22 protein-coding genes are annotated in these 22,925 nt (G+C 70.2%); 12 read left to right on the top strand and 10 right to left on the bottom strand.

Going from position 1 to position 22,925, the window contains the following annotated elements; translation table 11 throughout:
• Positions 1-108 precede the first annotated feature (108 nt).
• Positions 109-1,023, bottom strand: a complete 915-nt coding sequence (gene rmuC, locus ACM6LU_RS21710; RefSeq protein WP_414939530.1) for a DNA recombination protein RmuC — start codon at positions 1,021-1,023, stop codon at positions 109-111.
• Between the two features lie 178 nt (positions 1,024-1,201).
• Between rmuC and ACM6LU_RS21705 the strand changes: the two genes are divergently transcribed.
• Both ACM6LU_RS21705 and ACM6LU_RS21700 read left to right on the top strand, forming a co-directional pair.
• On the top strand, positions 1,202-2,353 hold the full coding sequence (locus tag ACM6LU_RS21705; RefSeq protein ID WP_414939529.1) for an exonuclease SbcCD subunit D: 1,152 nt from the start codon (positions 1,202-1,204) through the stop codon (positions 2,351-2,353).
• Positions 2,350-5,301, top strand: coding sequence for an AAA family ATPase (locus tag ACM6LU_RS21700; protein ID WP_414939528.1), 2,952 nt, complete (start codon positions 2,350-2,352; stop codon positions 5,299-5,301). The genes ACM6LU_RS21705 and ACM6LU_RS21700 overlap by 4 nt, the downstream gene beginning before the upstream one ends.
• A gap of 85 nt (positions 5,302-5,386) precedes the next feature.
• Here the strand turns inward: ACM6LU_RS21700 and ACM6LU_RS21695 are convergent, their stop codons facing one another.
• The gene (locus ACM6LU_RS21695; RefSeq protein WP_414939527.1) at positions 5,387-5,887 is read right to left on the bottom strand and encodes a methylated-DNA--[protein]-cysteine S-methyltransferase; all 501 of its coding nucleotides are present in this window, start codon (positions 5,885-5,887) and stop codon (positions 5,387-5,389) included.
• A 27-nt stretch (positions 5,888-5,914) separates the two neighbouring features.
• Positions 5,915-7,381, bottom strand: a complete 1,467-nt coding sequence (locus ACM6LU_RS21690) for a DNA-3-methyladenine glycosylase 2 family protein (RefSeq protein WP_414939526.1) — start codon at positions 7,379-7,381, stop codon at positions 5,915-5,917.
• A gap of 105 nt (positions 7,382-7,486) precedes the next feature.
• Between ACM6LU_RS21690 and ychF the strand changes: the two genes are divergently transcribed.
• Positions 7,487-8,569: a redox-regulated ATPase YchF gene (gene ychF, locus ACM6LU_RS21685; protein ID WP_414939525.1), complete on the top strand. Its 1,083-nt coding sequence runs from the start codon at positions 7,487-7,489 to the stop codon at positions 8,567-8,569.
• 58 nt (positions 8,570-8,627) lie between these two features.
• Here the strand turns inward: ychF and ACM6LU_RS21680 are convergent, their stop codons facing one another.
• Positions 8,628-9,989 (bottom strand): M28 family peptidase, encoded by a 1,362-nt coding sequence (locus ACM6LU_RS21680; protein WP_414939524.1) that lies wholly within the window; start codon positions 9,987-9,989, stop codon positions 8,628-8,630.
• A 92-nt stretch (positions 9,990-10,081) separates the two neighbouring features.
• Positions 10,082-10,243, bottom strand: coding sequence for a hypothetical protein (locus ACM6LU_RS21675; protein WP_414939523.1), 162 nt, complete (start codon positions 10,241-10,243; stop codon positions 10,082-10,084).
• 68 nt (positions 10,244-10,311) lie between these two features.
• On the opposite strand from ACM6LU_RS21675, the gene ACM6LU_RS21670 reads away from it, so the two are divergent.
• The 3 genes from ACM6LU_RS21670 to ACM6LU_RS21660 are packed head-to-tail and all read left to right on the top strand — an operon-like array spanning position 10,312 to position 11,256.
• Positions 10,312-10,515 (top strand): hypothetical protein, encoded by a 204-nt coding sequence (locus ACM6LU_RS21670; RefSeq protein WP_016337139.1) that lies wholly within the window; start codon positions 10,312-10,314, stop codon positions 10,513-10,515.
• Positions 10,512-10,886, top strand: coding sequence for a type II toxin-antitoxin system death-on-curing family toxin (locus tag ACM6LU_RS21665; RefSeq protein ID WP_414939522.1), 375 nt, complete (start codon positions 10,512-10,514; stop codon positions 10,884-10,886). The genes ACM6LU_RS21670 and ACM6LU_RS21665 overlap by 4 nt, the downstream gene beginning before the upstream one ends.
• Before the next feature lie 31 nt (positions 10,887-10,917).
• Positions 10,918-11,256 (top strand): winged helix-turn-helix transcriptional regulator, encoded by a 339-nt coding sequence (locus ACM6LU_RS21660; protein WP_414939575.1) that lies wholly within the window; start codon positions 10,918-10,920, stop codon positions 11,254-11,256.
• Between the two features lie 423 nt (positions 11,257-11,679).
• Here the strand turns inward: ACM6LU_RS21660 and ACM6LU_RS21655 are convergent, their stop codons facing one another.
• Positions 11,680-11,970 (bottom strand): 4a-hydroxytetrahydrobiopterin dehydratase, encoded by a 291-nt coding sequence (locus tag ACM6LU_RS21655; RefSeq protein WP_414939521.1) that lies wholly within the window; start codon positions 11,968-11,970, stop codon positions 11,680-11,682.
• Between the two features lie 74 nt (positions 11,971-12,044).
• On the opposite strand from ACM6LU_RS21655, the gene ACM6LU_RS21650 reads away from it, so the two are divergent.
• The 3 genes from ACM6LU_RS21650 to ACM6LU_RS21640 are packed head-to-tail and all read left to right on the top strand — an operon-like array spanning position 12,045 to position 15,744.
• Complete coding sequence (locus ACM6LU_RS21650) at positions 12,045-13,097, top strand: thiamine ABC transporter substrate-binding protein (protein WP_414939520.1); 1,053 nt, start codon at positions 12,045-12,047, stop codon at positions 13,095-13,097.
• A gap of 11 nt (positions 13,098-13,108) precedes the next feature.
• The gene (locus ACM6LU_RS21645) at positions 13,109-14,722 is read left to right on the top strand and encodes an ABC transporter permease (protein WP_414939574.1); all 1,614 of its coding nucleotides are present in this window, start codon (positions 13,109-13,111) and stop codon (positions 14,720-14,722) included.
• A complete protein-coding gene (locus tag ACM6LU_RS21640; protein WP_414939519.1) occupies positions 14,722-15,744 on the top strand; it encodes an ABC transporter ATP-binding protein in 1,023 nt (340 codons plus the stop codon). Before ACM6LU_RS21645 ends, ACM6LU_RS21640 begins: the two co-directional genes overlap by 1 nt.
• Before the next feature lie 173 nt (positions 15,745-15,917).
• On the opposite strand, the gene ACM6LU_RS21635 is transcribed toward ACM6LU_RS21640, so the two are convergent.
• Genes ACM6LU_RS21635 through ACM6LU_RS21625 form a run of 3 tightly spaced genes read right to left on the bottom strand, consistent with a single transcriptional unit; the run spans position 15,918 to position 18,873 of the window.
• Positions 15,918-16,793, bottom strand: coding sequence for an ABC transporter permease (locus ACM6LU_RS21635; protein ID WP_414939517.1), 876 nt, complete (start codon positions 16,791-16,793; stop codon positions 15,918-15,920).
• Complete coding sequence (locus ACM6LU_RS21630) at positions 16,790-17,785, bottom strand: ABC transporter ATP-binding protein (RefSeq protein ID WP_414939516.1); 996 nt, start codon at positions 17,783-17,785, stop codon at positions 16,790-16,792. Before ACM6LU_RS21630 ends, ACM6LU_RS21635 begins: the two co-directional genes overlap by 4 nt.
• Positions 17,782-18,873 (bottom strand): LolA family protein, encoded by a 1,092-nt coding sequence (locus tag ACM6LU_RS21625; RefSeq protein WP_414939515.1) that lies wholly within the window; start codon positions 18,871-18,873, stop codon positions 17,782-17,784. The genes ACM6LU_RS21630 and ACM6LU_RS21625 overlap by 4 nt, the downstream gene beginning before the upstream one ends.
• A gap of 144 nt (positions 18,874-19,017) precedes the next feature.
• Here ACM6LU_RS21625 and ACM6LU_RS21620 point away from each other — a divergent pair, with 144 nt between their 5' ends.
• From ACM6LU_RS21620 to ACM6LU_RS21610, 3 genes are read left to right on the top strand one after another with little or no spacing between them, the layout of a single operon-like run.
• Positions 19,018-19,746 (top strand): response regulator transcription factor, encoded by a 729-nt coding sequence (locus ACM6LU_RS21620; RefSeq protein ID WP_414939514.1) that lies wholly within the window; start codon positions 19,018-19,020, stop codon positions 19,744-19,746.
• Complete coding sequence (locus ACM6LU_RS21615) at positions 19,743-21,071, top strand: ATP-binding protein (RefSeq protein ID WP_414939513.1); 1,329 nt, start codon at positions 19,743-19,745, stop codon at positions 21,069-21,071. Before ACM6LU_RS21620 ends, ACM6LU_RS21615 begins: the two co-directional genes overlap by 4 nt.
• 9 nt (positions 21,072-21,080) lie before the next feature.
• The gene (locus tag ACM6LU_RS21610; protein WP_414939512.1) at positions 21,081-21,491 is read left to right on the top strand and encodes a (deoxy)nucleoside triphosphate pyrophosphohydrolase; all 411 of its coding nucleotides are present in this window, start codon (positions 21,081-21,083) and stop codon (positions 21,489-21,491) included.
• A 257-nt stretch (positions 21,492-21,748) separates the two neighbouring features.
• Here ACM6LU_RS21610 and trpS read toward each other — a convergent pair whose 3' ends face one another.
• Complete coding sequence (trpS, locus tag ACM6LU_RS21605; protein WP_414939511.1) at positions 21,749-22,714, bottom strand: tryptophan--tRNA ligase; 966 nt, start codon at positions 22,712-22,714, stop codon at positions 21,749-21,751.
• Positions 22,715-22,925 lie beyond the last annotated feature (211 nt).

Here is a 22,925-nt window from a genome sequence, read left to right as displayed (position 1 = left end):
GGTAAGACGGGGGAGGGGGCGACAAGGTTGTCAAAAGAGGTGAAACGGAGCCTCCGGTTCCGGAAATCGCAGGTAGGCCGGACCTCCGATCCTCGCTCACGAGGACCGTCACGACGCGGGAAGCTCGTCCGCCTTCCGGATCATCGGCACCTGCGCGGGACTGCCCGCGGCGTCCGTCAGCGGGGAGACCGTGCTCCGGAAGCTTTCGAGCGCTTCCAGTTCCCGGCGCCGGGCCGAGATGAAACGCTGCAGGTGGGTGCTCGACAGGTTCAGCGCGTCGACCGCGTTGCCGGCGGCCCGGTGCGCGGCCGCGGCGCCCGCCCGGACCTGTTCGACGTCCTCGACCAAGGCTCGCTCGGTGGCGGCGAACAGCGCGGCGGACGCCAGCACGGCGAAGCCGGTGGGCCCGCACAGGAAGACCCGGCGATCCAGCGTCCAGCGCAGCAGTTCCGGGTCGGTGTCCAGCGCGGCCACCACGGCCGCGTCGGACGGGACGAACATGATCGTCCCGTAGATCGCGTCGGCCCAGCGCTGATAGCCCTTGCCCGCCAGTTCGGCCGCCCGCGACCGGAGCTGCCGGACGTGGACGCGCAGCGCGTCGAGCCGTTCTTCGGGGTCGTTGGTCTCGACCGCTTCGGCCCAGCAGGCCATGCTCGCCTTCGCGTCGACAGGCACCGTCCGCCCGCCGCCGACCCGAAGCACCATGTCCGGTTTCGCCGCGCCGCCGCCCGCCAGATCCGTTTGCAGGGTGAAGTGCAGTTCCTCGCGGAGCCCGAGTGCGCGGGCGGTCTCCAGGAGTACCTGTTCGCCCAATTCACCGCGGCCGCTGATGGAGGCGAAGGCGACCTCGTACCGGCGAAGCGCGAGTTGCTGCTGATCCCCCTTCGCCCGTTCGGCGGCGACCAGCTTCGCCGCCGCGTCCGCCCGCCGCATGCCGTCGTTGTACAGCCGCCACAGCAGCGCGACGGCGACGAGCAGCAGAAGCGCGAGCACGACGGCCGCGGTGGTGATCACCGTCGCCACCGTTACCTCCCCTCCGGATCCGAGTCGGGGACATCATGGCGGAACCCACCGACAAAAACCGGATGACGCGGTCGTGCTCCGTATCTGACCTGCGCCGTCCCCGGCGTGTCGGAAAGCGCGGCGGCGCCAAGGGCGCGCCTCCCCTTCTCGGCCGGTGCGCGGCCCTACCTTGGGCTGCGTGAAGCTCCTGCACACGTCCGACTGGCATATCGGCCGTACCTTTCACGGCGCCGATCTGCTCGCCGAGCAAGACGCCGTGCTCGGTCACGTCGCCGACCTCGTGGTCGCCGAAGCGGTCGACGTCGTGCTCGTGTCCGGGGACATCTACGACCGCGCGGTGCCCTCGGCGGAGGCCGTCCGCGTGGCGACCACCGCGCTGGGCAGGCTCCGTCAGGCCGGGGCGCGGCTGGTGCTGACGCCGGGCAACCACGACTCCGCGCCCCGGCTGGGCGCGTTCGCCGAATTCGCCGCGGCGGGCGGACTGCACCTGCGCGCCACGATCGACGGCCTCGCCGAGCCGGTGCTGTTGCCCGACGAACACGGCGAGGTCGCCCTCTACGGCATTCCGTACCTCGAACCGGAGCCCGCACGCCACGCCCTCGGCGTGCCCGAAGGCCGTGGCCACACCGGGGTCCTCACCGAGGCCATGCGGCGGATCCGGGAAGACCTCGGGAGCAGGCCGTCCGGAACGCGGTCGGTGGTGCTCGCGCACGCCTTCGTCACCGGCGGCGAGCCGACCGAATCCGAGCGGACCATCGCGGTCGGCGGAGTCGAGCAGGTACCGGGCTCGGTGTTCGACGGCGTCGACTACGTCGCACTCGGCCACCTGCACGGGCCGCAGACCCTCGCCGAGCACCTGCGCTATTCGGGCAGCCCCCTGGCGTACTCGTTTTCCGAGACGCGCCAACGGAAGTCGGTGTGGCTCGTGGACCTCGACGCCGACGGTCTGGCCGAGGTCCGGCGCCATGAACTCCCGGTTCCACGGCACCTCGCGATGCTCCGCGGCGAGCTGGCGGATCTGCTGTCAGACCCGGAACACGACGGCCTCACCGAACACTTCCTTTCCTTCACGGTCACCGACCGGGTCCGCCCGATCGACGCCATGCGCAAGCTGCGTGAGCGGTTCCCGTACGCCGTGCACCTGGACTGGCAGCCGGAAGGCGGGCACGACGGCGTGGCGCTGAAGTACGCCGAAGCCGTCCGCGGACGATCCGACGTCGAGATCACGCGCAGTTTCCTCGAGGACTGCCGCGGATCCGCGCCGTCGGACAGCGAGGAGCGGCTGGTGCTGGCGGCACTGGGCGCCGCGGGCAGGGAGCGCGAAGTATGAGGTTGCACCGGTTGGAGGTCGCCGCTTTCGGTCCGTACGCGGACCGCGAGGTGGTGGACTTCGACGCGCTCGGCGCCGACGGGTTGTTCTTGCTGCACGGTGACACCGGCGCGGGGAAGACGACTTTGCTCGACGCCATCGCGTTCGCGCTGTTCGGCACGGTTCCCGGTGCTCGCGGTGAGGTCAAGCGGCTGCGCTGTGATCTCGCCGAGCCCGACCAGGTCACCGAGGTCGTCCTCGAACTGACCGTTCAGGGCCAGCGGATGCGAATCGCGCGCAACCCCGAGTACCAGCGGCCCAAGCGCCGGGGCGAGGGGATGACCCTGCAGCAGGCGAAGGCGGTGCTGAGCTGGGTCGACACGGTGCCCGCCGGACACGTCGCCGAGGGCATCACCCGCATCGACGAGGTCGCGCGCACGGTCGAACGGCTCATCGGGATGACGCACGAGCAGTTCTTCCAGGTGGTCTTGCTGCCGCAGGGTGAATTCGCGCGGTTCCTGCGGGCGAACACGGCCGAGCGCGAGGAGTTGCTGGAGCGGCTGTTCGGCACCGAGCGGTTCTCCGACGTCGAGAACTGGTTCGCGAATCTGCGCGCCGAACGCGGCCGCGAGTTGTCGGCGCGGCAGCAGTCGCTGCGGGAGTGGGTCGCGCGGTTCGCGCAGGTCGCCCAGGAGGAGGCGCCCGAAGAGGGGCAGGTCGAGTGGGTCGACGCGGTGCTCACCGGGTCGGCCGAACGCGTCGCCAAGGCACAGGAGCGGGACGCGAAAGCCCGCGCGGCGGCGAAAACGGCTGAGGCCGGCTGGCAGGAGAACAGGTCCACCGCCGAACGGATCCGCAGGGTGCGCACCGCGTACACGCGCCTTTCGGCGATCGCCGAGCAGGCGGGACAGCGCGCGGAGTGGGCGGAAGAGGTCGAGGCGGCTCATCGGGCGGCGGGTGTGGTCGCGGAGGCCGATCTCCTCGAACGCAGGCTGGATCAGCTCGCGGAGGCCGAGGCCACGGAGGGTCTCCGCGCTCAGGAAGTGCCCGACGCCGCGGACAGTTCCGCCGCTGAACTTCGCGCTCACGCCGGCGGTTTGCGTGAAGAGGCGGGCGCTCTCGCCGAACTCGTGGCGGAAAGTGAGCAGCAGCAACGGGATCTGCTGCGCTGCGAGCAGCTGAACGTCGCCGCGGCGCAGGCCGAGAAGCAGGCCGAAGACTTCGCGATCGAACTCGCTTCCGCGCCCGGGAAGATCTCGGCCCTGCGTACTGAAGCGGTCGCCGCCGCCGAAGCCGTCGCGAAGCTCGACGGCGCCCGCACCCGTGTCGACGACCTGGCCGCCCTGGCCCGCGACGCCGACGAAGTGCCTCGGGCGGAACAGGCCGTCTCGCAAGCGCGTGAAGTGGTCAGTGAAGCCGTGGACGGCCATCAGAATGCCCGTCAGCACCGGCTGGACCTGCGGGAACGGCGCCTCGAAGGGATGGCGGCCGAACTCGCCGCGGGTCTGCACGCGGGTGAGAACTGCCCGGTCTGCGGGGCGTCCGAGCACCCCTCGCCCGCGACGCACACCGGCGGACTGGTCGACCCCGAGGACGAACGCCGCGCCGAACTCGCGGAGCAGCAGGCACACGTCCGGCGGGAAAAGGCGAAAGCCGCGTTGCAGGAAGCCGAAAGCCGCTTGGACCTCCTGGTCGGACGGCTGGGCGAGCACACGGCGGAGACACTGCGTGCCGGACTGGGCGAGGCACGGCGAGTGGTCGGCTCGTTGTCGGAGGCGGCCGGGCGCAAACCGGCCCTCGACGCGCGACTTCTCGACCTGGAACGGAAAACCGAGCAGCTGACCGAACAGCGCGGGGTGGCCGAGCGGCGTGCGGTCGAGGTCGCCGCCGAGGTGCGCGGCTTGGTGGAGCGGCTGGCCGAACGGGAACGGCGGCTGGAATCCGCGCGTGGCGAGTTCGCCGACGTCGGGACGAAGCGTCGGCACCTGCTCGGCTTCGCGGCCCGCCTCGACGCGCTGGCCGAAGCACGGCTCAATGTCGTCGGCACCCGCGAGCGTCGTGACGAACAAGCGAAACTGGTCAAGGAAGCCTTGCGGGCCAAAGGTTTCGCGGATCTCGACGAGATGCGCGCGGCGTCGCGGCCGGACGAACAGATCACGAAATTGGAGAGCAGTCTCGCCGACGCGAAGGTGATGGAGCGGGCCGCCCGTGCGGAACTCGCGCAGCCTGAGCTGTTCGGCATCTCGCCCGAGGACGAGATCGACGTCGCGGCCTCCGAGGAGCTGGCGCGGGACACCAGGGGTGAGGCCGAACAGGCGTTCGCGGCACTGCGGGCGGCCAAGACCCGGCACACGGACCTGACCGGGCTGGCCGAGCGGATGACCTCCTTCATGGCGGAACTGGTACCGGTCGAAGAGCGGTACCGCGAACTGAAGGCGCTGGCCGAGGTGGTCAACGGGCGCGGGCAGAACGCGCGCAAGATGTCGCTGCGCTCGTACGTCCTGGCCGCGCGGCTCGAGGAGGTCGCGGTCGCGGCGACCGCTCGCCTGCGGACGATGAGCCAGGGCCGCTACTCCTTCGTGCACTCCGACGCGGCCGGGGCGCGAGGCACCCGCGGCGGGCTCGGCCTCGACGTACTCGACGACTACTCCGGCACCGTGCGGCCCGCGAAGACGCTTTCCGGTGGCGAGTCCTTCCTCGCGTCGCTCTCGCTGGCGCTGGGCCTCGCCGACGTCGTCGCCGCCGAAACCGGTGGCGCGCTGCTGGACACGCTGTTCATCGACGAGGGCTTCGGCACTCTGGACGCCGAGACCCTCGACATCGTCATGAACATCCTCGACGAGCTTCGCGCCGGTGGCCGGGTGGTCGGGCTGGTGTCGCACGTGGAGGAACTGCGGCAGCGGATCCCGACCCGGCTGCGGGTGCGGAAGGCGCGCACCGGCTCTTCGGTCGAGATCCACGCCGTCTGATTCCTGGCCCTCACGTGCTATGAACGGCTCGTTACTTGCAAAATTTGCAAGTAACGAGCCGTTCATAGCAGCCGGAGCAGGCAGCTCAGGCGGCTTCGTGGGTCAGCAGCCACTGCTTCGCCGGAACACCCCACCGGAAGTTCCCCACCGCACCACCGGTCCGCACCACCCGGTGGCACGGTACGAACAACGCCGCCGCGTTCTTCGCGCAAGCCGACGCGGCCGCCCGCACCGCCGACGGACTCCCCGCCAGTGCCGCATACTCCGCGTAGCTCACCGGCTCACCGGCGGGCACCTTCCGCAGCATGTCCCAAGCGTGCTCCCGGAAAGCGCCGGACCGCTGCCGCACCTCGATGTCGGCGACCGCGTCCAGGTCGCCGTCGTGGTAACGGTGGATCGCGGTGCTCACCGGCCCCAGGTCTCGTCGCTGCTTCACCTCGCCGGGGGCCAGCGACGGCGAGATCAGTGGCGTCAGTTCGCCGACGTCGCCGGTCCAGCCCGAGGCGAGTACGGCCCCGTCACCCGCCACCACGGCGGTGAACGGGCCGATCTTCGTGTCCATTGTGGACCAATACGCGATGCTCATCTCGTCCTTTCAGTCGACAGCGCCCTTTCAAGCGCGCCACAGGTACATGCCGGCGTACGAGGACCAGGGCTGCCAGGCCCGCCCGCGTTCGGCCAGCGTCTTTTCGTCGTCGGCGATCCCCAGCGCGGCCGCACCTCGGCGCAGCGCCGGATCACCGGTCAGCAAGATGTCCGGTGCGCCGAGTACGCGCATCAGGACGTAGTCCGCGGTCCGTGGTCCGATTCCCGGGAGTTCGAGTAGCTCCGCTCGTAGTTCCAGCGGGTCGCGGCCGACGTGGACCGAAACGCCTTCCGCCAGCGCGCTGGCCACCGCGGCCACTCGCGCCGGACCGTGTTCGGCGACCAGCGCGGCCGCCGGGAACACCGTGGTCACCCCTTCCAGTGACTCGTCGCAGCTGGGCACCCGTTCGCCGAGAGCTTCCGCGAGCGACGCCGTGTCGGCGGGGGACAGCATCGCGCGCAGCACGAGTTCGTCCCCGTCCACCGCGCCGGGCACCCGGATGCCGGGGATCGCCTCGACCAGCGGCGCGAGCGCCGGGTCGGCCCCGAGGACCCGCGTGACCGCCTCGGGGTCGGCGTCGAGGTCGAGCAGCCGCCGCATCCTGGCCACCGCGCTGCTGAGGTCGCGCAGGTCGGTGAGCCGCAGGTCGCAGCGGACGTGGTCGTCCTTCGCCGTCAGCCGCACCACGCCGGCGCCGTGGGCGAGCCGCAGCGTGCGGGCATAGCCGGTCACTCCGGAATCGTCGCGCGTCACGTGCTCGACGCCGGGGACGGCCCGGTCGGCCAGGAAGGTCAGTACCCCGTCCGCGTCGAACGGCTTGCGGAACGGCAGCCGCAGGCTCAGCCGGGTCCCGGTCGGTGTCTCTAAGGCGCTGTTTTGGTCGACACTGCGGCGCCCGCGACGCAGACTCGCCGCGCGAAGCTGCGAAGGCGTCGTCGCGAACACCTCACGGATCGTCTCGTTGAACTGGCGGACGCTGGAGAAGCCCGCCGCGAACGCGACGTCGGTCAGCGGGAGCCCGGACATCTCGATCAGCAGCCGCGCCGAGTGCGCCCGGTGTGCCCTGGCCAGCGCGAGCGGTCCGGCACCGAGTTCCGCGGTGAGGACGCGCCCCAGCTGACGTTCGGAATAGCCGAGCCGTCGCGCGAGCCCCGGAACGCCGTCGCGTTCGACGGTCCCGTCCGAGATGAGCCGCATCGCCCGCGCGGCGAGGTCGGCCCGGATGTCCCAGTCCGGCGAGCCGGGGACGGCGTCGGGGAGGCAGCGGCGGCAGGCGCGGAAGCCGTTCGACTGCGCGGCGGCCGACGTCGGGTAGAAGCGGACGTTCTGCTGCTTCGGCGTCGACGCGGGGCAGGACGGACGGCAGTAGATCCCGGTGGTGGCCACGGCCATGATGAACTGGCCGTCGAACCGGGAGTCACGGGCGGCGACGGCGCGGTAACACCGTTCGGTGTCGCGCCACACGGCCCGTTCGGCCAACGTCTGCTCGGTCATGACATCGATCGTGCCACCAGGTCGAGGGCTCGGCTGGCGGAAATCCGACACGACGATCCAGGCCTCGGCGGATGTCGTGGCGGGCGGCACGTAGACTTCTGGCCCGTGAGTCTCACCCTCGGCATCGTCGGCCTGCCCAACGTCGGCAAGTCCACCCTGTTCAACGCGCTGACCCGCAACGACGTGCTCGCCGCGAACTACCCGTTCGCGACGATCGAGCCCAACGTCGGCGTCGTCCCGCTGCCGGACCCCCGGCTGGACGAACTCGCCAAGGTCTTCGGCTCCGAGCGGACCGTCCCCGCCGTCGTGTCCTTTGTGGACATCGCGGGTATCGTGAAGGGCGCCTCCGAGGGCGCCGGACTCGGCAACAAGTTCCTCGCGAACATCCGCGAAGCCAACGCGATCTGCCAGGTCGTCCGTGTCTTCGACGACCCGGACGTGATCCACGTCGACGACCGGATCGACCCGGCGAGCGACATCGAGACGATCAACACCGAGCTGATCCTCGCCGACCTGCAGACGCTCGACAAGGCGTTGCACCGGCTCGAGAAGGAGGCGCGGACCAAGAAGGAAGCCAAGCCCGCCCTCGACAACGCGGTCAAGGCCAAGGAGATCCTCGACGGGGGCCGAACCCTGTTCCAGGCGCAGAAGGAGGTCGACTTCGAGGCCCTGCGCGAGCTGAGCCTGCTCACCACGAAGCCGTTCCTCTACGTCTTCAACGCCGACGAAGGCATCCTCACCGACGAGTCCCGTCGCGAAGAGTTGGCCAAGATGGTCGCCCCCGCGGACGCGGTGTTCCTCGACGCGAAGGTCGAATTCGAGCTGCTGGAGCTGGACGACGAGGAGTCCGTGCGGGAGCTGCTGGAGTCCGTCGGCCAGCACGAGCCGGGTCTCTACTCGCTGGCCCGCGCCGGTTTCCACACCCTCGGCCTGCAGACCTACCTCACCGCCGGCCCCAAGGAGTCCCGCGCCTGGACGATCCCGCAGGGCGCGACCGCCCCGCAGGCCGCCGGCGTGATCCACACCGACTTCGAGCGTGGCTTCATCAAGGCCGAGGTCGTCTCGTACGACGACCTGATCGAGAACGGTTCCATGGCCGCCGCCCGGTCCGCGGGCAAGGTGCGCATGGAGGGCAAGGACTACCTCATGTCCGACGGTGACGTGGTGGAGTTCCGCTTCAACGTCTAGCCCTGTCTTGTAAGTGGTAAGGACGGTTCTAACCGTCCTTACCACTCAAGAGCCCTGCCTACTTCCGCAGCAGGCTGTACGCCGCCGCCCCGATCAGCTCCAGCGAAACTTGAAGCCGCTCAAGGGAAACGTTGTCCTTGATGGTGTCTTCCGGCGTGTGATAGGTCGGTTCCAGCAGTGCCGGGCCGCTTTCGCCACGCCAGCTGAAGTTGCCCGAAGCGATCCCGCGTTCGAAGAACGGCACGTGGTCGCTCGAACCGCGTGCGACCGGGCCCTTGACGCGCGGGTCGTAGCCGAGTCGTTTGGCGGCCGCGTTCACGGCCGCGGTCGTGGCGTTGTCGGCGCCGTCGACCGAGAGCAGCCAGTAGGTGATCGCCGGGTCCCAGCTGGTGGCGACCATGTCGTTCTGGAAGCAGCCCGCGATCCGCCTGGCCTCCGGGTCGGACAGGTTCGAGACGTAGTGCCGCGAGCCGATCAGCCCGTACTCCTCCGAACCCCACAGCGCGAACCGCAACGTCTTGTTCGTCGGCAGGTACCGCAGGACGCGCGCCAGCTCCAGGCACAGGACGGTGCCGCTGCCGTCGTCGTTGGCGCCGGGGGAGCCGGGGACGCTGTCGTAGTGCGCGGTCACCATGACCACGCCGTTGTCCTTGCCGGGGAACGTGGCGGGCCGCTCGGCGATGACGTTGTACGACGTCAGGTTCTTGTGGTGGGTGGCCGACGCCTTCACCTTGACCGGGCCCTTGGCGAGCCGCTCGCGCAGCCGCTCCACCTGCACCTGTGCCAGGCCGAGCACCGGGACGGTGACCGGCGTGGCGAGGGTCGGGGAGAAAGCGGACAGTTTGCGCGCGGGGTCGGCGCCGATCCGGCCGAGCAGCACGGCGACCGCCCCGCGCTGCGCGGCCGTCAAGTACGCGTCGGCCTTGTTCGTCACGGCCGCGATCAGCACGATCTTGCCGGTCAGGTCGTCGGGCAGGGTGGTCCCGTCACCGGCGTCGACGACGACGGCTTCGCGCGTGACGTCCTGCGCGCCCTGCGGCGATGAACCGGTCTGCCAGCTGTCGCGTCCGATCGACAGGCCGCCCAGGAACTTGTCGGCGATCGGGAACGGCTGCAGCGTGACCTGGTAACGCAGCTCGCGCAGTACCTTCGCGATGTAGTCCTTGGCGCGCAATTCGCCTTCGGTGCCGGCGATCCGGGGGCCGATCTTGTCGCTGAGCACCCGCAGGTGCTCCAGCGCCCGCCGCGACCGGACCCGCGCGATCACCGGGTAGTCGCCGAAGTCCAGCGACGGCGGGAACTGCGCGCCCGGACGCTGCTGCGTGGCCGCGGCGGCGGTGCCGGGGTTCAGCCCGATCGTCGCCGCGCCCGCCAGTGCCACCGCGCCCGCGAGCACCTCACGCCTGCGCAGACCTGCCATGGAACACCCCTCACTTCTCGGAGAACCTTCGTCCGAGTAGCCAATAGTCACCGGGGCGCCAGAGCAACCTCCGATCGTCCCCTTTTTCCGGTTCAGCCCACGGTGACCCGGTGGTAGGCCCGCGAGACGGCGACGACGCCGCAGGCGGCGGCCGCGATCCGCCCCCCAGAACGAACCTTCGACGGTGCGGCGACGCCGAGGAAGAGGATCCAGCGGTACTTGGCGGCCAAGGCCAGCACGAGGATCCCGGGCACGCCGAGGATGAACGGGCCGGGCGGATGTCCGGGAAACTGGCCTGCTACCAGAGTGGTATCATCAAGTCATGGCCATGACTCTGCGGTTGAACGACGAGCAGGAGCGCGCTCTCGCCTTACTGGCCGAGGCCGACGGCGTGAGCAAACACGAGGCGACTGTCCGCGCCATCACCGAGGCGGCCGCGCGCCGCGTCCGTGACGACCGTGTCCGGGCGCTGTCCAAGGACGGCCGGGAGCGCTACGCCGCTCTGCTCGACCGTCTCGCGCAGTGACCGAGTACCTCACCGTCGAAGACCTCCTGGCGCTCGCGGAAGACCTCCGGGTGCCCAAGATCCGCGATCTCGGCCTTCTCGACTCCTCCGCGCACCGGCCGCGGGCGTCGTTGATGGGCCGGGACGCGTATCCGACGCTGCACGAGAAGGCGGCGGTGCTGCTGGAGTCGCTGGCGCGCAACCACGCGCTCATCGACGGCAACAAACGCCTCGCCTGGATGGCTACGTTCGTCTTCTACGGCCTGAACGGCCACGATCTCGACGCGCCTGAGGACGACGCGTACGACCTCGTGATCGCGATGTCCGTCGGCTCGCTGAGGTACGCCGAAACCGCGGTGAAACTGGCGGTCTGGGCCAAGCCGCTCGGGTAACTTCGAACGGGTGAAGCCACTGAGTCCCGACATGTTCGCGCCCGGGTGTCCGTCGAATCTGACGCCGTTCCGGATCGGGGACAAGTGGGCCGGTCTGGTCGTGCTGTGCCTGGAAGAAGGACCGCGCCGGTTCTCCGAATTGCGGGTCCCGCTGAGGGGCGTCACGGCGAAGGTGCTCACGGAGACTCTCCGGGCACTGGAGCGCGACGGCATGATCACGCGGACGGCGTACGACGAGACGCCGCCTCGAGTGGAGTACGAGCTCACCCCGCTCGGCCGGACGTTGTTCGAGCCGATCGAGGCATGCCGCGAGTGGGCGGCGAAGCACCTTCCGGAGCTTGTCGCCGCCCGTGAGGCCTACGCGGGTTAGGCATGCCTCGCGTGCTTGGAGCCGGAACTCGTGAGTTCCGGCTCTAGCCGAGCAAGCCGAGCACGACGATCGTCAGCAACGTGATGGCGGTGGCGAAGGCGGTCACCCAGGCGCGCTGGGCGGCGGTGATGGAGGCGTTGTGCACGGCGGTTCCCCCGGTGAGAGAAGCGACAGGTCCGCCGGGAACAGCGCGTTGATCAGGCTCCGCGTTACCTCGCCGGTGTCAGTGTGGTGAAGATCACTGATCGTGCTGGTGACGCCGCTCGCGCACGGTGTACCAAAGCACTCCGGCGGCGGCCGCCACCATCGCGCCGAATGCGGAGAAGCCCACCACGATCGCCTGCGTCATCATTCGTCCTTTTCTCGTTGGTCGTACTGGGTAGACGTCCGAGAAGCGGAGTCGTGGCGCGGTCGAGGCGGAGGTCACACGGCGTCGAGGACCCCGTCGATCTGCGAAGCGAGCGCGAAGTCCTTCTTCGTCAGCCCGCCGGCGGAGTGCGTGCTGAGCCGGAACGTCACGGTCCGCCAGCGGATGTCGATGTCGGGATGGTGGTCGGCCGCCTCCGCCAGTTCGGCCACCTTGTCCACCGCTTCGATGGCCTTCGGGAAGCTCGGCAGCTTCGCCGTTCGCTCGATCGTGACCCCGTCACGGGTCCAGCCGGAGAGCTTCGTCACGGCCTCGTCGGCTTGCTTGTCCTTCAAGATTTCCGCCATGACTCCATGGTGGTACGCCGTCGGCTACGCTGCACGTTTGCCACGGGTCCCCCCTTGAAAACGCAGGAGGCTAGATGAAACGCGCCCTCCGCACGCTGGTTGCGGCAGGCACGGTGGCGGCCCTCGCCGCGGGCTGCTCGCTCTCCGGGACTCCGGGGAACGACCCGCAGGCACCGGCGACGGTCACGCTCGTGACGCACGACTCGTGGCTCGCCCCGCAGGAGGTCCTCGACGCGTTCGAGCGGCAGTCCGGGATCAAGATCTCCGTGCTCAAGCAGGGTGACGCCGGCGCGCTCACCAACAAGCTGGTGCTGACGAAGGCGAACCCGATCGGCGACGTCGCGTACGGTGTCGACTCGGCGTTCGCCTCCCGCGCGCTCACCGAGGGCGTTTTCGAGCAGTACACCAGCCCGGAGGCCGATCGTGGCCCGCAGCGCTACTCCGTCGACCCCGGGCACCGGCTCTCCGCGGTCGATCTCGGCGACGTCTGCGTCAACGTCGACACCCGGTACTTCGTGGACAAGGGGATCCCGGAGCCGAAGTCCTTCGCGGATCTGGCCGACGCCAAGTACAAGGACCTGATGGTCGCGGAGAGCCCGGCGACATCGTCGCCGGGGCTGGCGTTCCTGCTCGGCACCGTCGCCCAGTTCGGCGAGCAGGGCTGGCAGGCGTACTGGACGCAGCTGAAGGCCAACGGGCTCAAGACGGTCAGTGGCTGGGAAGAGGCCTACACCAAGGAATTCTCCGGTTCCTCGGGCAAGGGCCCGCGGCCGATCGTCGTCTCCTACGCCTCATCGCCCGCCGCCGAACTCGGCGACGACGGCAAGCCGCGCACGAAGGCGCTGCTGGACACCTGTTACCGCCAGGTCGAGTACGCGGGCGTGCTGGCGGGCGGCAAGCAGGTGGAGAAGGCCCGCAAGGTCGTGGACTTCCTGCTGTCCCAGCAGTTCCAGGTGACCGTGGCGGGCAACATGTACGTGTACCCGGCCCGCCAGGGCGTCGAACTCCCGCAGGGCTGGGCGCAGGCCGCGCCGCTGCCGCCGCAGCCGAAAACGCTCGAACCGGCCAAGATCCAGGCCGGGCGCGAGCAGTGGATCGCCCAGTGGCGCACGCTGTTAGAAGGCTGAGCACCACCAGGCTGACTCCCCGTGGCGCCGGGCTGGCCGCACTCGCCGTGCTGCCGCTCGGTTTCCTCGTGGTGTTCTTCGCCTGGCCGGTCGCGGCGATCATCGGCCGGGGTTTCGGTTCCGGCGGGGTCGGTACGGCCATCGGCGACCCGCTGACCTGGAAACTCGCGGGATTCACCGTGGCGAGCGCGGGGGTTTCGACGATCGTCGCGGTACTCGCGGGCCTGCCGGTCGCGTTCCTGCTCGCGCGGGTGCGGCTGCCGGGTGTCTCACTGGTCAGGACGCTCGTGCTGGTGCCGTTCGTACTGCCGACCGTCGTGGTCGGCCTGGCGTTCCGCGCGCTCTGGCCCGATGGCGGGTTGCTGCCCTTGGTGCTGGCCAACGCCTTCTTCAACGTCGCCGTCGTCGCGCGCACGGTTTCCGGGCTGTGGAGCCATCTCGACCCGCGCACGGTGGACGCGGCGCGGGCTCTCGGCGCGTCGCCGTGGCGGGCCTTCCGCTCGGTGACGTTGCCCGCGCTCGCGCCTGCCATCGCGTCCGCGGCCGCGGTGGTGTTCCTTTTCTGCGCCACCAGTTTCGGGGTCGTGCTCATTCTCGGCGGGGCGAAGTTCCGGACGCTGGAGACCGAGATCTACCTGCGCACGGTCGAACTGCTCGACCTTTCCGGTGCGGCCGCGTTGTCGCTGGTGCAGTTCGCCGCCGTCGTCGCCGCGCTGGTGGTGGGCGCGCTGGCCAGGCGCCGCCGGGAGAACGCCGTCCGGCTGCGCTCGCGATCCGAGACCGCGCGCCTGCCGAGGGGTGGCGAGTGGTGGGCCGTGGGAGCGGGCCTCACGGTGATCGCGCTCCTGATGACCCCGATCGTGGCGCTGCTCGTCGAGTCAGTGTCCACTTCGGACGGATGGAGTTTCGCCGGGTACGCGGCGCTCGGTGGTCAAGGAACCCGTGGCGCGCTGCAGGTTTCGGGCTGGGCCGCGGCGTCGATGTCCTTGCGGACGGCGTTCGACGCCACGATCCTGGCGATGATCGTCGGCGTGCTGGCCTCGGTCGTGCTGGTGGCGTTGCGCCGGACGCCCGGCAGGCTGGCGCGGGGGATGGGCGAGACGATGGACGCGGCGCTGATGCTGCCGCTGGGTGTTTCCGCGGTGACCGTCGGTTTCGGGTACCTCATCACGCTCGACGCGCTGCCGGGCGATCTGCGGACGTCGCCACTGCTGGTGCCGCTCGCGCAGGCGCTGGTGATCATCCCGTTGATCGTGCGGATGGTGTTGCCGGTGCTGCGGTCGGTCGACGTCCGGCTGCGGCAGGCCGCTTCGGCACTCGGTGCGAGTCCCGGCCGGGTGTGGCGCGAGATCGATCTCCCGCTGACGGCGCGTTCGCTGGTCGCGGCGGCCGGTTTCGGTTACGTGGTCGCACTCGGCGAGTTCGGCGCGACGAGCTTCCTCGCCAGGCCGGACGCGCCGACACTGCCGGTCGCCGTCGCGACGCTGATCTCGCGGCCGGGTGAACTGAACAACCAGATGGCCTACGCGGCCTGTGCGCTGCTCATGATCGTGACCGTGGTGGCGGTGGTGTTGATCGACCGGTTCGGCGCGGTCCGCGGGCAGAATTCGGTAGGGGAGTTCTAGTGTCGCTGTCGGTACGGGACCTGACCGTCCACTATGGATCTCATCCGGCCGTGAAGGGCGCCCGGCTGGACATCGCCGACGGCGAGGTGCTGGCGCTGCTCGGCCCGTCCGGTTCGGGGAAGTCGACGCTGCTGCGGGCGATCACCGGACTGGAGCCGCTGAGTTCGGGCACCGTGCGCTGGGACGGCGAAGACCTCTCCGGCGTACCGGTGCACCAGCGGGAGTTCGGGCTGGTGTTCCAGGACGGGCAACTGTTCCCGCACAAGGACGTCGCCTCGAACATCGCGTTCGGCCTGCGGATGCACGACGTCCCGCGCGCCGAGCACGCGGAGCGGGTCCGTTCGCTGCTGGATCTGGTCGGGCTCGGCGGTTACGAGCGGAGGCGGGTCACCGAGTTGTCCGGGGGGCAGGCGCAGCGGGTGGCGCTGGCCCGCGCGCTGGCGCCGGAACCGCGGTTGCTGCTGCTGGACGAACCACTGTCCGGTTTGGACGCCGGACTGCGGGAACAGCTGGCGATCGACCTCGCCGCACTGTTGCGGCGCAGCAAGATCACCGCGCTGCTGGTCACACACGACCAGGAAGAGGCGTTCACCCTCGCCGACCGGGTCGCCGTGCTGGACGACGGTGAGATCCGGCAGGAGGGCGCGGTGCGCCGGGTCTGGCGGCAACCGGTGGACGAGGGGGTGGCGCGATTCCTCAGCGTCACGACGTTCGTCGACGGCGAGGCGTCCGGCGGGGTGGTGCGGACCGCGCTCGGCGAGGCCGCGTTGCCGGACGTCGAGGACGGCGCGGTGCGGCTGGGGCTGCGACCGCACGGTTTGCGGGTGGCGTCTTCCGGAGTGGAAGGCGAGGTGGTGGCGGTGGTGCACCGGCGGGAGCATGTCCGGCTCGTGGTCGCGCTCGGCGATCAGTCCACTGTGGACGCCGTCGCGCCGGTGACCGCCGATCTCCGCCCTGGCGACACGGTGAGGCTCGCTCTGGACCCGGACGGCATCGCCCCACTCCCGCAAGTAGTCCTCTAGTTGCGGTACTCCGGTCTGGAGTCCGCGGTTTCCGCAGGGCTGCCGGGGCCCGTCTCGCATACCGTCGCTGAGAAGCGGCTGAAGGGGACTTTCCCCGCATCTGACGCAGCAAAGGGGCCCTTCACCGCGTCGCATGCGGTGAAGGGCCCCTTCAGCTCCCCGGAAGCCGAGGGTCACCCGTCCCGAGTCGTGAGGCGTGCGTAGGCGATCGAGAGCCCGATGGCGATGTAGCAGGCGGCGCGTAGCGCGCCCTCGCCGAGCATCGCCGTGTCCAGCGGGTCCATCAGCACCGAAGCCGGTGCCTGTGACCAGTTCTCGTTGAGCAGGAACGGATGCAGCCACGAAACCGCGTCCAGGATGCCGAGGATGGTGAACACGATCGTCCCCGCCAGCACCGAGGCGACGACCAGCATCGGATGTTCGGTGAACGACGAGATCGCGAGCGCGACCGCGCCGACCGCCCACAGCTGCAGCGTCACCCACAGGGCCACGAGCAGGACGCGGCCCAGCGCGTCCCAGACGCTCAGCGTAGAACCGGTGAGGGTGAACATCGAGTCGGTGCCGCTGATGACGAGCCCGGTGACGAAACCGGTGAACGTCATGGACAGTACGGCGATCGCCGAAACCGTCGCGACGCCGAACGCCTTGATCGTGAGCAGCCTGCCACGGCCGACGGGGGCGAGAAGCCAGCCCCGCAGTGTTCCGTGCGCGGCCTCGCCGGCGATCGCGTCCGCCCCTGCCATCGCCGAAGCGAGCGGGAGCAGCAAAGCGAGCGTCATGGTCAGGGCCGCCACCGGCAGGATGAACCCGTTGCTGACCGCGGAGGTGAGCAAAGCGCCGTCGCCGCCGCCACCGTTGGGATCGACCGCCTCGTCGACGAGCGTCAACGCGACGCCGATGACCACCGGGATCAACGCGAGCAGCCCCAGCACGGCCAGCGTGCGGGGCCGCCGGAAGATCCAGCGCAGTTCGGCGCGATACAACCGGAGCAGACCGACACTGTCCTGGCCGGTCCGCGGGGCTGGTGCCGCGGCCAGAGCGTGCGTCACGACTCCCCCTCACGGTCTACAGTGGACTCCGGCTGGGTCAGCCGGGCGAACAGGTCGTCCAGACCGGTCCGGGCCTTCGCCGCCTCGTGCACGGCCACCCCGGCCGTCACCAGATGACGCAGGACGTCGGGGGCTTCGGCAGCGGTGAGGTCCACCCGGACACCGTCCGGCGTGAGCCTGCTGCCGATCCTGTTCTCCCGCAACGTTTCCACCGCGAGTTCGGCGTCCGGCGTCCGCACCAGCAGCGCCGCGTTCCCCGACTCCAGCAGTTCCGCGAGCTCGCCCTGGGCGATCACGTTCCCCGACTGGAGCACCGCGACGTGCGTGCAGGTCGCTTCGACCTCGGCCAGCAGATGCGAGGACACCAGCACGGTGACCCCGTCGGCGTGCAGTTCGGCGATGATCCGGCGGATCTCCCTGGTACCGGCCGGATCGAGGCCGTTGGTCGGCTCGTCGAGCACGACCATCCGCCGCGGCACGAGCAGCGCGCTCGCGAGCCCCATCCGCTGCTTCATCCCGAGCGAATAGCCCTTGTAGCGCCGGTTCGCGGCATCGATCAGGCCGACCCGCTCAAGCGCCGAGTCGACCGCTCCGGGGATCCCGGCCGAGGCCAGCCTCGGTTCGGCCGCGGCGACGCGCAGCAGGTTTTCCCGCCCGGAAAGAAAAGGGTGGAAGCCCGGCCCTTCGACCAGCGCGCCGACGTCGGGCAGCGCGTGCGCCGCCTCGTCCGGCATCCGCTTGCCGAAGAGTTCGACCTCGCCCTCGGTGGGCCGCACGAGACCGAGCAGCATCCGGATGGTCGTCGTCTTGCCCGAACCGTTGGGGCCGAGCATCCCCAGCACGGCGCCTTCGGGAACGTCGAGGTCGACGTGGTCCACGGCCACCGTGCGGCCGTAGACCTTGCGCAGGCCCCTGGTGCGGGCCGCCATGGGTACCGCCGGAGCGGACGCCTCCTGAGAGACGCCCGCCCCGGCTTCGAACGTAGTGGTCACTTCGTGGCCAATGCCTCGAAGAGGACCTGCTCCGGCACCGCGCCGACGGCGTAGCGGCCGTCGTCGGTCAGCACTCCGCTGCCGACCTTGGTGGTCACCAGCCAGCCGCTGCCCCAGGCTCCGCTGACCGGCTTGGCGAACCGCGAAAGCAGCGCCTTCGGGTCGACCTGGCGGCCTTCCTCGTCCTTGGCGGTTCCGGCCTTGGCCAGCGCGTCGGCCGGGATCTTGCCGGTGATGGCGGTGTCCCAACCGTCGCCGACGACCTTGACCTCGGACTTCGCCTGCTCGGCGAGCTCGCGGCTCTTCGGGTCGACCTCGGCGGTCTTCTCGGTCACCTTCGCGCCCTTCGGCGGGGTGAACTCGAAGTTCGACGCGGGCTGGTCCGCGAAGTTGATCTCGCTGAAGGAGACCTCGAACGCCGGTGAGGAGGTGCCGTTGGCCAGCACCGTCAGCCGCAGCGGCAGCCGCGTCTGCGAGTCGACCGCGACGCGGATCTCGCGCAGGAGCGTCCGCTCGGCCGGCTTCGGCGTCAGCACCAGTTCGTAGGCCGAACGACTGGCCACCGACGACGTCCCGTCGACGGCGATCGTGCTGCTCTCCCGCACCTTGCCGAGCAGTTCGGCGGCCGCGGTGGCCGGGTCGACGGTCTGGCCCTCGACCTTGCCCTTGTGCTCCCTGGCCAGTTCCGGCGGGATGGTGATCTTGGTGGCGGAGTTGTCCTTGGAGTTGTACTCCCAGACGGTCTCCCCGTTCTTGACGATGGTCTGCTGGCTGGAGCCCTCGGTGAGCGACACCTTGCTCTTGCCCGCGCCGTCGGTGGAGACCTGCGCCGAGTCGATGCTGAGCGCCGACGCGCCGGGCAGCGTGCTGCCGACCTGCGGCAGGCCGAGGTCGTTGTCGACCTTGACCTTCCCGTCGAACGACGGCGGCGTGGCGTTGAGCGTGGACTGCACCAGCTCTTCGGCGCTGATCTGCGGCAAGATCGGCGCGTCACCCGCGGTGGCGGGCATCGCGACGACGGCGAGCCCGCCGACGCCGAGTGCCGTCCCCACCACCGCCGCGGTGATGGCCTTCCTCTTCGGATCCATGCTGTCTCTCCCTGGTTCCCCGAACCCCAGTGTGCTCGGGTCTTGGCGACAACGCTTCCCCGGAAACGCTGAGATACCACTCAGACTCCGCCGCCGGAGCTGAGATGGCGCTGAGAGCTCGCGCGTGAGCTGGTGAAAGCGTGAATGATGAGGAACGTGAAACCTCGAGTACTGGTGGTCGACGACGAGCCCGGCGTGCGCAAGGCGTTGCAGCGCGGGCTGCGCGCCGAGGACATGGACGTGGTCACGGCGGCCGACGGGCCCAGCGGCCTGCGGCTCGCGCAGACGGGCTCCTTCGACGTCGTCCTGCTCGACATCATGCTTCCGGGTCTTTCCGGCTACCGCGTACTCGAACGGCTGCGTGCGCTCGGCGTCACCACGCCGGTGCTGATGATTTCCGCGAAAGACGGCGAGGTCGACCAGGCGGACGGTCTCGACCTCGGCGCCGACGGCTACCTCGTGAAGCCGTTCTCGTTCGTCGTCCTGGTCGCACAGGTACGCGCGGTGCTGCGGCGGGCGTCCCCGGACGCGATCCGCGGGCCGCTGCGGATCGGCGCGCTCGAAGTCGACCGGAGCCTGCGGCAGGTCCGCTACGACGGCGTCGAGGTGTCGTTCAGCCCGCGCGAGTTCGCGCTGCTGGAGGTGCTGGCAGGCCGGGCGGGAACGGTGGTCACCAAGGACGAACTGCTGCGCGCCGTCTGGGGTGACGAGCAGGCCGCGACCCGCAACGTCGTCGAGGTCTACGTCGGTTACGTGCGCCGCAAGCTCGACGCCGTCGGCGCGGGCGCACTGGTCCGTACCGTACGCGGGCACGGCTACCTCGCCTCGGACGCGCAGCTCGACGAAGTCATCGCACCGGCGGGACAGGGGTGATCGTGTCGCCGTCTTGGTGGCGCCGCCGTTCGCTCCAGGTCCGGATCACCCTCCTCGCGGCCGCCGTCACGCTCGGTTTCCTGCTCGGGCTGGCCGCGGTCGCCAGGGACAACCTTCAGCCACTGCTCGTCGGCTCGGTCGACGAAGAACTCAGTGCCCAGCTGGCCACCGCGAAGGCCGACGTCGCGACGGGGCGGCCGCCGACGGCCTCCGCGGTCACCGTCCGGGTGCTCGACACCGGCGGCGGACCGGTGGACGGCGTGCCGCCCGCGAACCTCGGGCCGTCGGACGTCCGCGCTTTGAAGGCGGGGGAATCGGTCACGACCGGCGGTGAGCACAGCTGGCGCTGGGTGGGGACCGTGGTCACCGCGCCCGACGGGCAGCAGCGGCTGGTCATCGTCGGTGCGGGTCTGGTCGGCTTCGCCACCGCTGTGCGTTCCGGTGGGCTGTGGCTGTTCGTGGTCGCGTCCGTCGGGGCGGTGGGCGCGGGGATCGCGACGTGGCTGCTGGTGCGGTTCGCGTTGCGGCCGGTGGCCCGGATGCGCGGGTCGGTGCGGGCGCTCCCGCCGGGCGCGCGGCTGCCGCTGCCCGATTCGCACGACGAACTCCGCGCGCTGGCCGAAGAGTTCAACGCGCTGCTGGCGCGTCAGGAAGAGGCCGCCGAGCGGCTGCGGCGGTTCACCGGGGACGCCGCGCACGAACTGCGGTCGCCGGTCGCGTCGATCCGCGTGCAGGCCGAGGTCGCGGTCACCAACCCCGATCCCGAACTCTCGCAGGAGACGCTGTCCGACGTCCTCGAGGAGGCGGAGCGGCTTTCCGTGCTCCTCGACGGGCTGCTGGCGCTGGCGAGGTCGGACGCGGGGGAGGCGCCGCCCGCGGAACCGGTCGAGCTGGTGAGCGAGGTGCGGGCGGCGGTCGCGCGGATGCCCGCCGACGCGCCGGAGATCCGGGTGAGCGGCACGGTCGGCACGGCGTGGGCGCTGGCCACCCACGCCGAGGTCGAACTCGTGCTGAGCAATCTGCTGCGCAACGCCTGCCGGTACGCGCGCGGGGAGATCGTGGTGTCGGTGCTCGCGGCGCGGTCCACCGTGCGGGTGGTGGTCGACGACGACGGGCCGGGCATCGAGCCGGCACACCGCGAGCGGGTCTTCGACCGGTTCTACCGCGTCTCCGATTCGCGGGCGCGGTCCTCCGGCGGCACCGGGCTGGGACTGGCGATGGTCGCGGAGGCCGTCCGGCGGCGCGGTGGCCGGGTGCGCGTCGGCGAATCACCCGATGGCGGGGCGCGCTTCCAGATCGTCTGGCAGGCGGCACGCCCTCAGTAGGGTGAGCGCGTGGTCATCGTGGGCGCCGCCATCGTGCGGAACGGACAGTTGCTGGCGCAGCAGCGGGCTTGGCCCGCCGACCACGCCGGGCAATGGGAACTGCCGGGCGGACGGGTCGAGGACGGCGAAGGCGACGAGGCCGCTCTGGCGCGTGAATGCCTGGAGGAACTCGACGTCGCGGTGACGGTCGGGGGCCGGGTCGGCGACGACGTTCCGTTGCCGGGCGGGAAAGTGCTGCGGATCTATGCCGCTTCGCTGGTCTCGGCGGGGGACGAGCCGCGGGCGGTGGAACACAAAGACGTCCGTTGGGTTTCTACAGGCGACCTCGACGGCCTCGACTGGCTACCGGCCGACCGGATCCTCCTGCCCGCTCTCTACACCCTGCTCGCAAGTACAGGAAGGCCCCCTTCCTGTACCTAGGCGCAAGGGGTCCGGCAAAGTCGAGGTTTCGCAGGTCAGGCAGCTATTCGTCGCTGCATGAGGCTGTTGATGAAAAAATTGGGACGTTAGAGTGTCCTGATTCCTTCATCGTCGCGGGGTCCTAGCGATGGTGAGTCCGGATTACCCGCAGCGGCGCTGACCAGCCGCTCTGCAACCTTGCCTGGGCCCTGACCTAGGCGCAGGGAAGGGGCCTTCCTGTACTCGATCAAGGCGTCAGCGTGGCCCGCGGAGCGCGTTTAGCCGGCGCCGATGAGCCGCAGCGCGGACCGCAGCCGGTGCTCACCGCGTTCCGCCGCCCGGACGGCACCCGCCTTCCGGACCCGTTCCAGCTCACCGGGGTCGGCGAGCAGCGCCAGCGCCCGTTCCCGGACCGGCCGCAGTTCCTCGATGAGCGCCTCGGCGACGGCCTCCTTCACCTGGCCGTAGGAGTCGTACCGGTCGGCCAGGACCTCGGGCTTCTCGTGGACGCAGGCCGCGAGGATGTCCAGCAGGTTCGCCATCCCCGGCCGGGTTTCCGGCGCGTAGGCGGGCTTGGAGCCACCGTCGGTCACCGCGCGTTTCACCTTCCGTCTGACGTGGTCGGCCTCGTCGAGGACGAAGACGACCCCAGCCTCCTCCCGCGTCGATTTCGACATCTTCCGCGTCGGCGCGGCGAGGTCCATGATCCGGGCACCGGCGGGCGGCAGCACCGCCTTCGGCATGGTGAACACGTCGCCGTAGGTGGAGTTGAACCGCTTCGCCAGCGTTCTCGCCAGTTCGACGTGCTGCCGCTGGTCCTCACCGACCGGGACCTCGCCCGCGCCCTGCAGCAGGATGTCCGCCGCCATCAGCACCGGATAGGTCAGCAGGGACAGCCGGACGCCGGCCTGGCCCTTCGACTTCTCCTTGAACTGGATCATCCTGGCGGCCTCGCCGTAGTTGCAGGTGCACTCCAGTACCCAGTTGAGGGCACCCAGTTCGCGGGCTATGTCGGATTGCACGAACACGCGGTCCGGCTCGATCCCGGCCGCGATCAGCACGGCCAGCTGTTCGGAAGCCATCGAGCGCAGCATCGCCGGATTGTGCGAGTTCGTCATGGCGTGCAGGTCGGAGACGAAGTACAGGTCGTCCGGCCCGCCCTCGTCGGCCCAGCGCCGGATGGCCCCCAGGTGGTTCCCGACGTGGACGTGACCGGACGGGGTGATCCCGGACAACCTGATCATCTGCCTTCATCCTTCCGGATTCGGGCCGCCCCAGGGCCGGGCACGAAAAAGGCCGCCCGGTGGGGCGGCCTGGTGGTGCGCTCGTCTGGTTCAGCGCAGGACTTCGGGGCCGCCGGAGGGCGGCCACCACTGAGCGTTCTGCGCGCGCACGCCGACGACGATACGCGACCCCGCAAGTAGTCCTCTAGTTGCGATCCACGCACGCGCAACT

Source organism: Amycolatopsis sp. cmx-11-51 (assembly GCF_047608665.1).
Taxonomy (GTDB): Bacteria; Actinomycetota; Actinomycetes; order Mycobacteriales; family Pseudonocardiaceae; genus Amycolatopsis.
Note: the sequence above shows the minus strand (reverse complement) of the source record. Positions and strands in the feature narration are given on the sequence as shown.

Bases quoted from the DNA above. Each gene is read 5' to 3' on its own strand.
- ACM6LU_RS21670 (WP_016337139.1), top strand. From the start codon at position 10,312: ATGGCCATGACTCTGCGGTTGAACGACGAGCAGGAGCGCGCTCTCGCC.
- ACM6LU_RS21655 (WP_414939521.1), bottom strand. From the start codon at position 11,970: ATGGCGGAAATCTTGAAGGACAAGCAAGCCGACGAGGCCGTGACGAAG.
- ACM6LU_RS21660 (WP_414939575.1), top strand. From the start codon at position 10,918: ATGTTCGCGCCCGGGTGTCCGTCGAATCTGACGCCGTTCCGGATCGGG.
- ACM6LU_RS21690 (WP_414939526.1), bottom strand. From the start codon at position 7,381: ATGACCGAGCAGACGTTGGCCGAACGGGCCGTGTGGCGCGACACCGAA.
- ACM6LU_RS21620 (WP_414939514.1), top strand. From the start codon at position 19,018: ATGATGAGGAACGTGAAACCTCGAGTACTGGTGGTCGACGACGAGCCC.
- ACM6LU_RS21695 (WP_414939527.1), bottom strand. From the start codon at position 5,887: ATGAGCATCGCGTATTGGTCCACAATGGACACGAAGATCGGCCCGTTC.
- trpS (WP_414939511.1), bottom strand. From the start codon at position 22,714: ATGATCAGGTTGTCCGGGATCACCCCGTCCGGTCACGTCCACGTCGGG.
- ACM6LU_RS21680 (WP_414939524.1), bottom strand. From the start codon at position 9,989: ATGGCAGGTCTGCGCAGGCGTGAGGTGCTCGCGGGCGCGGTGGCACTG.
- ACM6LU_RS21650 (WP_414939520.1), top strand. From the start codon at position 12,045: ATGAAACGCGCCCTCCGCACGCTGGTTGCGGCAGGCACGGTGGCGGCC.
- ACM6LU_RS21625 (WP_414939515.1), bottom strand. From the start codon at position 18,873: ATGGATCCGAAGAGGAAGGCCATCACCGCGGCGGTGGTGGGGACGGCA.
- ACM6LU_RS21700 (WP_414939528.1), top strand. From the start codon at position 2,350: ATGAGGTTGCACCGGTTGGAGGTCGCCGCTTTCGGTCCGTACGCGGAC.